The organism is Dyadobacter sp. CY327, from assembly GCF_021390415.1.
GTDB classification, from domain to species: Bacteria; Bacteroidota; Bacteroidia; order Cytophagales; family Spirosomataceae; genus Dyadobacter; species Dyadobacter chenhuakuii.
Genome location: NZ_JAJUXJ010000007.1, coordinates 588,795 through 602,768, shown reverse-complemented (window position 1 = coordinate 602,768; position 13,974 = coordinate 588,795). Strand labels below are relative to the sequence as shown.

The 13,974-nt window shown below is 45.9% G+C and carries 13 protein-coding genes; 7 read left to right on the top strand and 6 right to left on the bottom strand.

Annotation, left to right across the window (positions count from 1 at the left end):
• Positions 1-17: 17 nt before the first annotated feature.
• Positions 18-1,511, bottom strand: a complete 1,494-nt coding sequence (locus LZG74_RS18750) for a PLP-dependent aminotransferase family protein (protein WP_233798056.1) — start codon at positions 1,509-1,511, stop codon at positions 18-20.
• Positions 1,512-1,590: 79 nt separating this feature from the next.
• On the opposite strand from LZG74_RS18750, the gene LZG74_RS18745 reads away from it, so the two are divergent.
• Both LZG74_RS18745 and LZG74_RS18740 read left to right on the top strand, forming a co-directional pair.
• Positions 1,591-2,220 (top strand): pyridoxamine 5'-phosphate oxidase family protein, encoded by a 630-nt coding sequence (locus LZG74_RS18745; protein ID WP_233798055.1) that lies wholly within the window; start codon positions 1,591-1,593, stop codon positions 2,218-2,220.
• A gap of 74 nt (positions 2,221-2,294) precedes the next feature.
• Positions 2,295-2,528, top strand: coding sequence for a hypothetical protein (locus LZG74_RS18740; RefSeq protein ID WP_233798054.1), 234 nt, complete (start codon positions 2,295-2,297; stop codon positions 2,526-2,528).
• Positions 2,529-2,614: 86 nt separating this feature from the next.
• Here LZG74_RS18740 and LZG74_RS18735 read toward each other — a convergent pair whose 3' ends face one another.
• A complete protein-coding gene (locus LZG74_RS18735; protein WP_233798053.1) occupies positions 2,615-6,703 on the bottom strand; it encodes a T9SS type A sorting domain-containing protein in 4,089 nt (1,362 codons plus the stop codon).
• 169 nt (positions 6,704-6,872) lie between these two features.
• On the opposite strand from LZG74_RS18735, the gene LZG74_RS18730 reads away from it, so the two are divergent.
• A complete protein-coding gene (locus LZG74_RS18730; protein ID WP_233798052.1) occupies positions 6,873-7,139 on the top strand; it encodes a hypothetical protein in 267 nt (88 codons plus the stop codon).
• On the opposite strand, the gene LZG74_RS18725 is transcribed toward LZG74_RS18730, so the two are convergent.
• The 3 genes from LZG74_RS18725 to LZG74_RS18715 all read right to left on the bottom strand — a co-directional run bounded on the left by LZG74_RS18725 (position 7,136) and on the right by LZG74_RS18715 (position 9,456).
• Positions 7,136-7,414 (bottom strand): hypothetical protein, encoded by a 279-nt coding sequence (locus LZG74_RS18725; protein WP_233798051.1) that lies wholly within the window; start codon positions 7,412-7,414, stop codon positions 7,136-7,138. The two genes, LZG74_RS18730 and LZG74_RS18725, sit on opposite strands and share 4 nt — an antisense overlap.
• A gap of 35 nt (positions 7,415-7,449) precedes the next feature.
• Positions 7,450-8,481 (bottom strand): AraC family transcriptional regulator, encoded by a 1,032-nt coding sequence (locus LZG74_RS18720; RefSeq protein WP_233798050.1) that lies wholly within the window; start codon positions 8,479-8,481, stop codon positions 7,450-7,452.
• 135 nt (positions 8,482-8,616) lie between these two features.
• Positions 8,617-9,456: a sulfurtransferase gene (locus LZG74_RS18715; protein WP_233798049.1), complete on the bottom strand. Its 840-nt coding sequence runs from the start codon at positions 9,454-9,456 to the stop codon at positions 8,617-8,619.
• Between the two features lie 110 nt (positions 9,457-9,566).
• Between LZG74_RS18715 and LZG74_RS18710 the strand changes: the two genes are divergently transcribed.
• Both LZG74_RS18710 and LZG74_RS18705 read left to right on the top strand, forming a co-directional pair.
• Entirely contained in the window at positions 9,567-10,367 is an 801-nt protein-coding gene (locus tag LZG74_RS18710; protein WP_233798048.1) for a GNAT family N-acetyltransferase, read from the top strand.
• Positions 10,368-10,405: 38 nt separating this feature from the next.
• The gene (locus LZG74_RS18705) at positions 10,406-10,852 is read left to right on the top strand and encodes a DUF2059 domain-containing protein (RefSeq protein ID WP_233798047.1); all 447 of its coding nucleotides are present in this window, start codon (positions 10,406-10,408) and stop codon (positions 10,850-10,852) included.
• On the opposite strand, the gene LZG74_RS18700 is transcribed toward LZG74_RS18705, so the two are convergent.
• Positions 10,853-11,602, bottom strand: coding sequence for a thioredoxin family protein (locus LZG74_RS18700; RefSeq protein ID WP_233798046.1), 750 nt, complete (start codon positions 11,600-11,602; stop codon positions 10,853-10,855).
• Between the two features lie 141 nt (positions 11,603-11,743).
• On the opposite strand from LZG74_RS18700, the gene LZG74_RS18695 reads away from it, so the two are divergent.
• Both LZG74_RS18695 and LZG74_RS18690 read left to right on the top strand, forming a co-directional pair.
• A complete protein-coding gene (locus tag LZG74_RS18695; protein WP_233798045.1) occupies positions 11,744-13,000 on the top strand; it encodes a putative DNA modification/repair radical SAM protein in 1,257 nt (418 codons plus the stop codon).
• Positions 13,000-13,770, top strand: a complete 771-nt coding sequence (locus tag LZG74_RS18690) for a TIGR03915 family putative DNA repair protein (RefSeq protein WP_233798044.1) — start codon at positions 13,000-13,002, stop codon at positions 13,768-13,770. Before LZG74_RS18695 ends, LZG74_RS18690 begins: the two co-directional genes overlap by 1 nt.
• Positions 13,771-13,974 lie beyond the last annotated feature (204 nt).

The window sequence follows — 13,974 nt, the reverse complement described above, 5'->3', positions numbered from 1 at the left end:
TTTCAAGGCTAATTGGCTCACAAATTTCCCAATAAATTCCTGATTATCTCAACACTTTCTTCCAATTCCTGTGCATTGGAAGAGGCAAAACCGAGCCGTATAGCGCTGCCCGGTGGCTCGTCGTAAGCATTTCCCGCCGGAATTCCGGATGTTCCACTGGACATATACAAATCTTTTTGCAGCGCTTTCTCCGCAAGTTTGACAAGGTTAATGTTAGGATCAAACTGCGTCCAAACCGCCATACCGCCATCGGGAACCTGGAACGTTACGTGATCGCCGAGCTGGCTCCGCAGCAGGTCACAGAATAAGTCTCTGCGCTGCTTGTATATCCGCACCGACTTGCGTAAATGCCTTTGAATGACGCCTGTATGCAGCAATTCTGCAATGGCATTTTCCAGCATCTGGTCCCCCTGCCGGTCGATGATCCGCCTCAATTTGGCCAGGTGGGAGATTACATCCGCCGGCCCGACCAGATAACCGATGCGGAAAGCGGGTGAAATTGTTTTGGTAAAAGATCCGCAATACATAACCATTCCTGCCGGATCTGCGCCTGCAAGGGGCATGAGTGGCTTGCTTAAATAATGAAAATCGCAATCGTAATCGTCCTCAAATATGATAAAACCATATTGCTCGGCCAGTTTCAGCAGATTAAGGCGCCGGTCGGCACGAAGCGCGACGGTGGTGGGATAATGGTGATGCGAGGTCACATAAACCAGCCTGATCTTTTGTTTTTGACACATTTGTTCCAATGCGGCCACATCTATCCCGTGTTCATCCGCAGGCAGCCGCAGCACATTCGCACCGGCCTGCGTAAAATTCATATTAGCGCCAAACCACCCCGGTGCGGAAACCACCACATTATCCCCAGGTTCCAGCAGGGCCGTACTCACGAGATACAAACCCATGATCACTCCCCGGACGATCAATATGTTGTCGGGTGAGGTTTTCATCCCGCGCGTCTCATTGAGGTAGGCAGAAAGCTCTTCCCTGAGCCAGGAAGCACCTTTTGTATCACCATAACCCAACCTTGCATACGGATTCGCGCCTAATAGCTGGCTGCGGTAAGCCCTCGATAGGTCTTCCAGCGGTGCAAGCCGGGGATCGGGAAAACCATCGTCCAAATGCAAGCGCGTGCTATTGCGAAGGACCGCCCGGTCGAGGTGCGGTGCCTGCTTGAAATGAAAACCTGCTTTCGAAGCAGGCATAATGGCCTTTTCCGCATGCATGTCCTTTTTGGCTGATTGGATTTCGGGCAAATGTTTGGCCACAAATGTTCCGTTCCCAGTGTGGCTTTCCAGCCAGCCCTGCGCCAGCAATTCGTCATACGCCTGCACCACGGTTCGTCGATGCACCTTCAATAATGTCGCCAATTGCCTGGTACTAAGCAATCTGTATCCTGTTTGCAATGTTCCGTTACGGATCAGCGCCATGAGTTGGTTGGCAATTTGCAGATATACGGGCTGCTTGCTGCCCTTTTCAACATGCAGCAAAGTGGAGAGAACCTGCACCATAATTGGACCACTTAATTTCTAAATATTGGACTCTTTCGAGCAGCCAATTTCAGCATATTTTTGTAAAAAACAAAAACACATGAGCACTCCTCCATCCCATCTTTTACCCAGCAGATTACCCAAAAGATCCACTTCCGACAATGAGGTGATCTACACGATTCTTGATGAAGCGTTATTCTGTACGATCAGTTACGCCGTTGACAATCGCCCCTTTTCTATTCCAACTGCCTTTGTGCGCTATGAGGACAAAATCTACATTCACGGCTCAGTAGGCAGTCATTTTATCAGGGAGATCGAGAAAGGGATTCCGGTTTGCATTACCGTTATGCTCACCGACGCGCTTGTTGTGGCGAAGTCTGCGTTCAGTCATTCTGTGAACTACCGCTCGGTTATAATATTTTCGAATGCCGAAAAAGTGGATGACTGGGATACGAAAAAAGCTGCATTTGAGTGGCTTACGACAAAGATCGTCCCGAACAGCTGGGATTATCTCCGTCCGATGAAAGACAGCGAAGTCAGGAAGACAACTGCATTAGCATTCTCATTGGAAGAAGCCTGTGCCAAAACGCGGTCGGGCATGCCTAAGGACGAAGAGGAGGATTTGGAGCTTCCGATCTGGTCGGGCCTCATTCCCATCCAGACGAAATATCTGGCGCCGGTCGCGGACGAGCTGAGCCAGAACATCCCGTTGCCAAAACATTTGGCTTAACCCATGCAACCTTGGGCAAATTTTGCGCATCTTTCGGTCAGATTGATACCAGATGAACCCAAACATTGCAAACCATGACAGGAAAGGAAATTTTTGACCGTTGCCAGTTGGCTGCCCTAAAAAACGGACTAGGTTCCCAGGAATTTCATTACGGGAATGTTTTATACCAAGCGCTTCAACTGGAAGGAGAAGAAAAAGTCTTTCAACTCCTGGAACAGGCCGAAAACACAGGGAAACGAGTTGGTTTGGGCTATTCTTCGGACACCTTTGAAAATTCGAACGATCCGGACATGGCAATTTTGGTTTGATTCGAGCATTTGTTCCCGCATATTAAGAACAGAAAAATCCTCCTGAACCCAGAAGGATTTTCTATTCACATTCACCAAAAAAACACTTATTTTTCAATCACTACTTTACGCGTACTTACGGAACCGTCAGCATGGGTGATCAATAAAATATAATTCCCCGCCGCAACATTCCGGACATCAATTTCCGTAACCGGAGCCAACGAGCGATAAACCGACCGGCCCGTGACCGTCAACATTTGAACACTTTTTATCTTATAAAGATCATCCGACTTCAACATCAACCGATCCGATGCCGGATTAGGATATACGTAAACTAATTCCCCTTCCCTTTCCGCCATCGTCTCCCCGACCTTCCTCCTTACGGTCTCCGACATATCATCCACAACATTCTCCGGAACCGGCGCAGCGCTGTTACCCGAAAGGTAAGCTGGCAAATAACGCCAGGGACCATAAAGCTGGCCGGTTAGTGCCAACGCCGGATCATATTTCACCCGCACACGCACCTTGGTCGAAGTCCCTTGCTTTGCAATCACACTTTTCATCTCAACCCCCGTCAACCCCAAACTCGCATAACCAATCCAAGAGCCCGAGGACATCGTACTATTCGTAATCACATTATTCGCCCCCTTAGAAAAACCCTGGCCTTTAGCCTTTGTCTCCCACACGAGTTTCCCTTTGTTTGTGCCAAGGAAAGATTTAGCATAAAAACCTACGCCGAAGTTGTTTTTAGCTTTTTGGGATTGGCTGATGGGGGTTGTGAGGTCGGAGTTATAGAGGCGTAGGTTGTTTTGGAGGTTCTTGTTGCCATAATAAATCAGAGCGTGACCATTGCCACTTATATAAGAGCATGCACTTAGTAAAATGTCACTGTAGCCATCCCCATTCACATCACCAGCAAAACTCACAGATTCCCCAAGCATTAGGTCTGTTTGATTCGACTCAAAATAAACTTTATTATCGTCACTAATGCCTATTGATGAACCAAAATGCAAGACAACCCTACCCTCGTTGGATTGGCCATTGTCAAATTGAACTATACCTACGAGAATATCACTGTAACCATCACTGTTGACATCTCCTGCCGAGGAAACCGCCCAGCCCATGTAAGAGTCACTTTGATTACTTTCAAGAATTATGTCTGGGATATCTTTAAGTGGTATTTGCGATCCATAATACACAAATGCGGCCCCTTCCTCCTTTTGACCATTCGAATAGTGGGGAACTCCAACTATATAATCACTTAAACCATCACCATTGACATCACCACCGCTCGATACCGACACACCCATATGTGCGTTAACAAGATTGCCGTAGACAACTTTGTCTGGGACGATACTAACTCCTTGAAATGTTCCCTTATAGACAAAAGCCGCTCCTTCATCAGACTTTGTTCCATCAAAAAGGTATGCCCCCACAATAACATCGCTAAACCCATCTCCATCTAAATCACCAGCGCAAGCTACTGAAATGCCAAATTCTGCCTCTGCCTGTTTGCTTTCAAGGACACTTTTTGATTCTGAGGTGATTCCTGCACTAGATCCATAAAACACAAACGCTGCGCCTGAATTAAATAACTGTTTAGCATCGTAAAGATATGACCCTACGATAATGTCTCCAAAACCATCGCCATTAACATCACCAGCATCAGCCACTGAGACTCCAAATTGGGCAAAATTTTGATTCACTTCTAACTGGACATAATTATTGGTATTAACTCCTAATTTAGAGCCATAAAAAACAAATGCTCCACCTTCTGCGTCCTGGCCATTCTTAAATCCGGGTGCACCAACAATGATATCTCCGTAACCATCACCGTTGACGTCACCAGCTGATGAGACAGAATGTCCAAAGCTGGAATTTGCTTGACTTACTTCTAAAAGAGTTTTTTGGTTATAATCTATTCCTTTCTGTGAGCCAAAATATACCAGGACAATTCCTTCATTACTTTGTCCATTGTCAAAATAAGGAGCTCCAATAATTATATCGTCAAAGCCGTCGCCATTGATATCTCCGGCGTTGGCAACGTCTTTACCGAATAGTGAACTTTCTTGATTCCCTTCTAATTTCACCGAAGCAACATTTTCAATCCCATCCGCCATCCCCTTCCAAACAAACGCCGCCCCTTCATCCATTTGCCCCTTATCAAAGCTATACGCCCCAATGACAATGTCGCTGTATCCGTCGCCATTTACGTCCCCGGCGCTGGCTACTCCGGTGGCGCTTCCCAGGAAGGCTTCGGCTTGGTCGCCTTCGAAAGTGCTGGAAGGTGTGTTTTGGATTCCTGTTGGTGAACCCAGGTGCAGAAAGACGACACCTTCATTGGTTTGGCCTTTATCGTACCTGGATGCTGTTAATAGCAGGTCGCTGAAACCATCGCCATTTACGTCCCCGGCATTGGCAACGGCCGCGCCCAGTTGGGCAGCTCCTTGATTGGAATAAATGATGGACGCAGGAGCGATAATTATGCCATTGGCAGAACCTTTATAAATGAAAGCAGCACCCTCATCGCCAAAATTTTTGTCATAAGCACTTGCACCGACCACCAGATCGCTGTAACCGTCGCCATTGATGTCTCCCGCACCCGAGACCGATATGCCAAACTGTGCGTTGGTCTGGTTGCCTTCTAGAATTGTATTTGCATTGTTGCTAATGCCAAGGGCCGAGCCGTGATAGATCAATGCAATTCCTTCGTTTGTATGGCCTTTATCATATGTATAAGCGCCGATTACGATGTCACTATATCCGTCGCCATTCAAGTCTCCAGCCCCAGCCGTTGCGTGGCCGAACTGACCGCTGGCTTGATTGCCTTCCAAGGTCATGGCTGCGATCGGGTTAACGCCGCTCGCCGAGCCGTGAAAGATGAATGCAGCGCCTTCGTCTGCTTGTCCTCCATTTTCGAATAATGGAGCGCCAATTAACAGGTCGCTGTAACCGTCCGCGTTGACATCACCAGCAAGCGATACGGACTTTCCGAAACTGGCATCGGCCTGATTGCTTTGCAAAACAGTAGCATTTACGACGATCCCATTGGCGGAGCCGTGGTAGACAAAGGCCGCACCTTCATTGGTTTGCCCCTTGTCGTAAAATCGGGCACCTATTACAACGTCGCTGTAACCGTCCTTGTTCACATCGCCGGCAGTGGAGACGGCATACCCATATTGTGCTTCGTTCTGGTTGCCTTCCAGGATTAACGCCGGGTTCGGAACCGGGCCGCTTGCTGAACCATGATAGATAAATACAACGCCTTCGTTCGTATGGCCTTTGTCAAACATCGGCGCGCCAACCAGCAAATCGCTGTACCCGTCGCCGTTTATATCCCCTGCGCTTGAAACGGCATAGCCCATCCACGCGCCGACCTGGTTGCTTTCGAATGCGGCATTGGCATTTGCTGGGTTACCGTTCACGACAATCGGGTCAATGGTGACCGGATAAGTAGCATCCTCTACTGCTACGCTCAGCATTACCAGGCCATTTTTGTAGCTTAATGTTGCGGGCAGTGTATCCCCTTTCGCATCCCAGCATTTAATATCTTTATAAATCAAACTGCTGACAACCTCGCTTCTCTTATTTTCGGCATAAAATTGCAGCTGGTTATTTTGAAGATCTTTGACTTTTAAGCCTTTGGCGGATAGCCTTACTTGAAGTTCTCTGGTCGCTTTTGGTGCGGAACTGATGATGAAGTTCTGGCGTACACCTTCCTCGTTATTTATGAACTCTTCGGTAAAGCCGTGATGCCTGATCTGCAATTTGTTATCTGTGTGGTGAAGCGCTGCATCAGTTTGAGGCCCTAGAATTTTTTGACCGTCTGCGTAAATGCCTTCGTTGATGAGTTTGAAGGAGAAGTTATGACCCGCCGAGTCAACGCGGTTGTTCACCGTCAGCTCGCCTGGCTTATAGTAAGCGCGCAGGCCCTGCTTGCGGTTAGGGCTTTGTAGTGATTTTTTTTCGTCGTCAAAAGAAATGTTGTATTCCCGTTTTGCCAGGCTTTGCTGAATGTTGCTGACGGTGCTGTCGTGGACGACATTGCTTTGGTCTGGGATATTCTTTGCTTTGATTTGCGTGGGAAGGTCCGGGATATGTGCGCCTGTTATCAGCTCGCTCATTTTCAATATGTAAGCCGCGGCCCAAAGCATAAATAGTATGAGATAAAGGCCCTTTTTGTAATGCTGTTTCATATTTTGAATCCTAGGGTTTACAAATTTGCAGGCGACATCAAGTCCCCATTTCGCAAATCTTAGTAAACCAAAATTTTCATCAACAAACCAATGAATGAACGGTGAAGTCTATTGAGCAGAAGGCAGTGGCTTGGTTTTTTCAGCTCATTTTTAAACAATAAAAAACACTATGAATACGGAACAGGACATGAAGAGAGATCTGGAAGAACGAATTCTTTCAAAACGGCAGCAGATTGAATTTGAACGGAAAAATTTGAGTCTTGCGACCGAATTTTCGCAGGAGAACAGGGAAAATCCGGAGGTGATGGAGGAATCAAAGAATTTTGACGATCCTGCTGAGAGCGTTTTGGATAGCGATGAAGTAAAAGCGCTTAGAACAGCTGAAAGGGACTTGAATGAATTAATTAAGCAGCTTCAAGAGCTTAATAAGAGTTAAAAAGATTCGAGCTTTTCTTCCAGGAATGTTTTGTTGCGAACGAGTTCAGAAACGACCTCGCTCCACTTTCCCGGATCGTTTTGAAAAGGATCGTAATTAATATGAAGGCGGCCAACCACGCCGAATAAATTGGAGGATTTAACACGCAATTTAGAAACCAGTCCCAGCACATTGAAGACATCCAGAATCTGGTGCGCAGTTGTATATGAATAACTGTGCGTGGTGCAAAAAACAAGTGCTCCGTCTTTGTAATGGCACTCAATATGATTTTTCATGGCTCTGATCAAAAGTTTTTTCTAGAATCAAAATATCATACCACAAAGTCTGGAAACCGGTGCACAGTTGCATATTTGCCGATCTTAAAACTAGATGGACATTTTTTGTAGAATTTCTTAAAAGCTGTGGAAAAATGATGGGCATGCTCATATCCCAGTTTATGGGCTACTTCTTCCACAGATAGCGAACAGTCCAGCAAAAGTTTGCGGGCATATTCCATTCGTTTTTCACGCAGATAATTAAAAATAGTCGTCCCAAAAAGCAGTTTGAAGCCTTTTTTTAGCTTAAACTCGTTGAGAATACAAATGCGGCTTAGCTGCGTCAGGCTTAGTTCATCCAGGAAGTGAGCGTCGAGATAGGCTCTCAGATGATACAATTTTTCTGCTTCATCGGGCTTGATATCTTCATGGACGAAATCGGAATTCCGAAACTGGCTGATCTGGTGACCAAGCAATTCAAGCGTTTTTGATTGGATCAACAGATTCCGGAGCGGGCCTGCCGACTGGCAGTTCCTCACATCATTAACCAATAGCTGCATGGTAGGCGTAAGCTCAATCGTTCCCTTCACGCCGGAAAAAGGCTTGTTCCGAGCCAGATTATTTAAAACTTTTTCACTCCATGCATCATCGCAGCCAATGATATCGGCGAAAAAAGCTTTGTTAAAACTTATGTGAAACATTTCCAATTCTGCATGCGCCTCGACATGGTTGATATCCCCGTCATTAGGCGAAAAAACGAGGTTATGCGTTGCGGGACGCATTTTCAGTTCCTGGTTCAAACCCTTAAAATGGGTATTCAGCTTTCCCCGCATATGGAAATTGATGTTAACATTATCGCCTACATCATTTCCTTGAATGCAAATCTCCTTATTGGTGCTCCAACGCAGATCCATCACATGCATGTGCGGGAAAAGCGCATTCTTAAACCGAAGTGTTCCTACTTTTTCTTCCCGGAAACAAATGAAACCGTCACCCTGCGAAGCATAATGATCTGCTCCGACATATTGCGGCTTGGGATAATTATTGAATTCAAGAATGTCAGTTGAGTTAAGGACATAAGCACCCATTTCGCGCGTTTTACAGGTTTAGTTTGTTTCGTTTTTTAACCAAAACAAAAATAACCCGTTTGACCACACCCGCTCATTTCAAGTTACTGAACGGAGGCAAAAAAGCGTCGTACCATCCTGTTAAGCCTATACAACCTAATTTCCGGTCGCCACAGGACGGTCATTGCGCGACCATTCGCTCCACGACCCCACGTAAAGTGCCGCGCCATCCATACCCGCATCGGTGAGTGCCAGCAATGTATGACAAGCCGTCACACCGGATCCGCAATGCACGATTATATTCTTCGGATCCCGTGAACCCAATGCACTTTTATATTTTTCGGCCAATTCTTCGCTCGGCAAAAAATTTCCGTCCTTATCCAGGTTTCCGGCAAAAGGAATGTTGACAGCACCGGGAATATGCCCGGCAACAAGATCAATCGGCTCGCTTTCACCTACATACCGATAATTTTCACGAACATCAATCACCATATAGTCAGGATTTTCCGCTGCCTCGGAAACTTCATCGGCATCCGCACGGCGCAATCGATAATCATCGAATGGATATCTTGATGCAGCAACCGGGCTCGGAGATTCGCCCTTTACCGTCTGGAAACCTGCTTTTTGCAGCGCTTCAATTCCGCCGCTCACTACAAATATTTTCTCATGCCCAGCAGCTTTCAGCATCCACCAGAACCGGGCAGCAGCATTTGCACCCTTTTTATCGTCGTAAACAATCACGACGGCATCCGGAGTAATGCCCAATTTTCCCAGCGTTTCACCAAAGACTTCCGGCGCTGGCAACGGATGCCGGCCACCATGGGCAGCATTGTCTGACTTCTGCGAAAGATCCGTTTCCAGATTTACAAAAAGAGCGTTCTCAATGTGTGCAGAGCGAAAACGTTCCCACGCATCCGGACCGCCCCTGGCATCGACAATGATGGTTTTCTGATCTTCGATGAGCTGTCTGACATCTGCGGCTTTTATGATCTCCATAGGTTTCGGATTTGGAATTGATTGCTAAAAATATAAATATTTATGACCTGCCGTCAATTCCGAAAAGGATTTTTAACTATTTAGCAGCTCGAAAAAGTTATTAGCCAACCATGAAGAGTTCCGAATTTCTACCTGCGGACTTAGCACAATTGTCTGCATTACAGCCTCCTGACTGGGGCAGTCTGATCCCCAGATTCGAATATTTTATCAGTTCACCACACTGCCATCCGATCAAAATTTCGGAACAGGGAGAGCTTGTAGCCATCGGAACCTCTATTCTGCATGCGGATACGGCCTGGCTTGCCTGTGTTGTTGTGCATGCCGGACATCGGAAAAAGGGCCTTGGAAACGCGATCACGGAAGACCTTATAGCCAACATTAACCGGACTAAATTCAAGACCATTTATCTGGATGCGACCGAATATGGATATCCTGTCTATCTGAAATTAGGGTTTGAAGTTGAAACCACTTATACGCATTTAAGAAGCACCAGCAATTTGCAAGCTGCTTCTTCATCTGAATTCATTGTGCCGTTTGAGGCACATTATCTTCCGCAGATTCTTGCAATCGATCAGCACATTTCAGGAGAAGACCGCAGCGGCGTGCTTTCCGATTTTATTGATTCAGCATTATTATATGTTGCTGACAATCAGGTGCAGGGATTCTACATTCCGGGTTGGGGCGATGGACCGATCATGGCCATTTCGGAAGCGGCGGGAGCTGCATTGATTAAACGACGGGCACAGGACGAAAGCGCGGCCGTATTACCGTCCGATCACATTTTTGCGATCAATTATTTAAATGAACTGTCATTTCAACATTACAAATTGTCGAGACGCATGTTTCTGGGAGAAAAAAGAAAGTGGCAACCCACCGGGATTTATAACCGCATTAGTGGACAATTGGGCTAAAAACAATCAATGAACATCAAACATTTAAAGCAAAAGTCATGAGAAAATCCTGGTACACCCTGTTACTTGTTTTAAGCTGTGTTACATTCTCAAATGCACAAGGGAATGTCGAGTATAAGGCCAAATTGAAACAAATGTTTGAAGCCTCGGGCTCAGAAAAATCCTACAAAGTTGCGATTGAGCAAATGTTCACGATGTTCAAACAGCAGAAAACCACCGTTCCGGACAGCATATGGAAGCAATTTGAAGGCGAATTCTTAAAAACGTCACTGGATGATCTGGTGGAAATGCTGGAACCGGTTTACATTAAAAGCCTGACGCAGGATGATTTACAGCAACTCATTGCCTTTTATGAGACGCCTGTTGGTAAGAAATACGCTTCCAAAACGCCCATTATCATGCAGGAATCCATGCAGGTCGGGCAGCAGTGGGGACGGAAAATTGCAATGGAATTTCAGGAAAAGCTGAAAGCCAAAGGTTACTGATCATCTGAGTACTAAATCGCTGATCGAGGAAAACTCCGTATGCGGAGCCATCGCCTTAATGTTTCCTTTTTTGTCTAATAAAATGAAAAAAGGCGTCTCACTGATTTTGTAGCGCTGATTAAAACCATACGATTCCGGAACGGGAATGAAACCACAGTTCCGTTTCGGGATCGCATCCAAACATTCCTCTTCCGTGTTCAATGTAGTCCCTAGTGACACGATGTCAATCCCTTTTTTCTTGTTCTCATTAATAAAATCAGAGATCACTTTGGTGCTGGCGAACGTATAAAGAGGCTTTTCAAATTTGACCCAAAATCCGAGCAGCACATATTTTCCTTTCAGTTTCTCCGAATTATATTCCCTCCCGTCCAGGCCCTGCATAACAAACGGCGGGAGCGGCTCCCCTATTTCGGGCATCAGATCCGAATTTTGCATGACCGATCCATTGTCCTGGATCAGTAACTGGCTCTTTTTTACTATTTCAAAAGACGATGCTTTCCCGAATTTATCGAATATCGGCTGAGTCCGGTAAACGCCCGGATTTTTTCGCAGCATTTCGTCATACACAGCATAGCTGATCCGCTTGCCGGAGGCGTGATCGTAGATCGGTGAATCCCTGGTCATAACGATCTGCTGGCTCACTTTCCCATTGTAACGGGTAACCTTTGGCTCCTGCGGCTGAGCATAAGCGATGGAGCAGACAGTGAAGAAAAAAATGTGTAAAAAAATCTCAGTACGACCGAAATTCATCTGGAACGTTTTTATTAATTAAGATTCTGTGAGTATCAAATATTTGATACTATATTGCACTATCAAAACGCAAATATCGTTGTTATAACTGGTTAGTGCTTCACAATATTTTAGAGGAAGTCCACTTATTCAAAAAAATATATGTTCGAGAGGATTCGTGAGAAGTTGGAAATTTTGGCGGATGCAGCTAAGTATGACGTATCTTGTTCATCCAGTGGCAGTAATAGAAAGAATGAAAATAAGGGACTGGGCGATGCGGAGGGAACGGGGATTTGTCACACCTACACCGAGGATGGGCGCTGCGTATCGCTGCTCAAAATCCTGCTCACCAATCACTGCATTTACGATTGCGCATTCTGCGTTTCGAGGCGCAGCAATGATATCAAACGAGCGGCATTTACGGTGGATGAAGTGGTGGAGCTGACGATGAATTTTTATCGCCGCAACTATATTGAAGGCCTTTTCCTGAGCTCCGGTATTTTCAAAAATGCCGATTATACCATGGAGAGGCTGGTAAGGATTGTAAAAAAGCTGCGGAACGAGCAGCGTTTCAATGGCTACATTCACCTGAAAACCATTCCCGGAGCAAGTGAAGAGTTATTGAAAGAGGCGGGCATGTATGCCGACAGGATGAGCATTAACCTGGAAATGCCGACTGAATCGGGATTGAAATTGCTGGCTCCGGAAAAATCGCATGAAGATGTGAAAAAGCCGCTGAACTACATTCAACAGACTATTACGCAGTTTTCGAGCGAAAAAGGGCTTATTAAGGCAGTCCCGAAGTTTGTGCCGGCCGGTCAGAGCACGCAAATGGTGATTGGCGCAACGCCGGAATCAGACAAGGAGATTATGCATACGGCAAATACATTCTATAAAAATTTCTCCCTGAAAAGGGTCTATTATTCAGGCTATATCCCCATCAGCCAGGATGCCCGATTGCCTGTTATAGGCTCGCAGCCGCCGCTGATCAGGGAAAACCGGTTATATCAGACAGACTGGCTGATGCGCTTTTATGGATTCGATGTCAAGGAAATTTTAAATGATGCCCATCCCAATCTCGATGTGGACATTGATCCAAAACTGAGCTGGGCATTAAGGCACCTCGAAGATTTCCCTGTTGACGTCAATACGGCCGATTATAAGATGATCATGCGTGTGCCGGGCATCGGCGTGGGTTCGGCTTTGAAAATTGTTCAGGCCAGAAAATTCGGCAGGCTTCACCAGGACCAGCTTAAAAAGATCGGGATCTCATTCAATAAGGCCAAACATTTTATCCGCTATGCCGATAGTCCGCTGCAACTGCGAGACTATGAAGCAGGGCACATTAAGGCGGTGATCTTGTCGGAAAGTAGCAGTAAGTACACGAAGGTCCCCAAGAACCAGCTTTCTATTTTCTGATGGAAATATTTGTGTTTGACGGGACTTTGGAGGGTTTGCTAACGGCAATTTTTGAATGTTATCGGAAAAAATCTGAGGCCGTAAAGCTTGTCAGCCAAACGCATTACGTGCCTGATGTTTTCAAGGAAGCATTCACTGTCATTAGTGACGATGCGAAAGCAAACCGGGTGTGGAAGGGTTTGACCAAAAAGCTGGATAGCAACTGGATGAAATCTATCTATAAAGCATTTCTTTCCGAGCAGCCCGCGACATTTCAGGATCTGTTTGAATTTATCCGTTACATTATCGACAGTCCGCCGGGCGCCGAGGCTAATTTCGGAAACAAGTATGTTTTAGAAATCTCGCAGATGAGCCATAAAGTTCACCGGGAAAAGCATCGGATGGAAGCCTTTATTCGCTTTCAAAAAACGGCCGACCATATCTTCTACGCGCACATTGAACCCGATTTTAATGTGCTGCCCTTACTCATAGATCATTTCAAAAACCGCTACGCCGACCAGAAGTGGATTATCTACGATTTGAAACGGAAATACGGGTTATTCTACGATCTCGAAAAAGTCGAAGAGATCACTTTTGATTTCACAGCGGAAATGTCGCCGGCCCTCAATGCGCTTCCCGTGAATGTGCTTGATCCGCAAGAGGAGCTATATGCGCTGCTTTGGAAAGATTACTTCCGCAGTGTCAACATTCCGGCGCGGAAAAACATGAAACTGCACATCCGCCACGTGCCGAAGCGTTACTGGAAGTATCTTTCAGAGAAACAAGAATGACGACTGCCATGCTCATTAGAGACAACATCTTTTTAGCAATCTCTACAAAATTATTCTATCTCAACACAGGAATTTATTTGATAATATTTGGATTAACGGCTGGTTTTTGTAATTAAACGGTGGTTTTCAGTTATTATTCGGTAAGGTTGTAGCATGTAAATATATTAAGTTTGAAATGCACTATCCGAATATCGGTTAGCATTT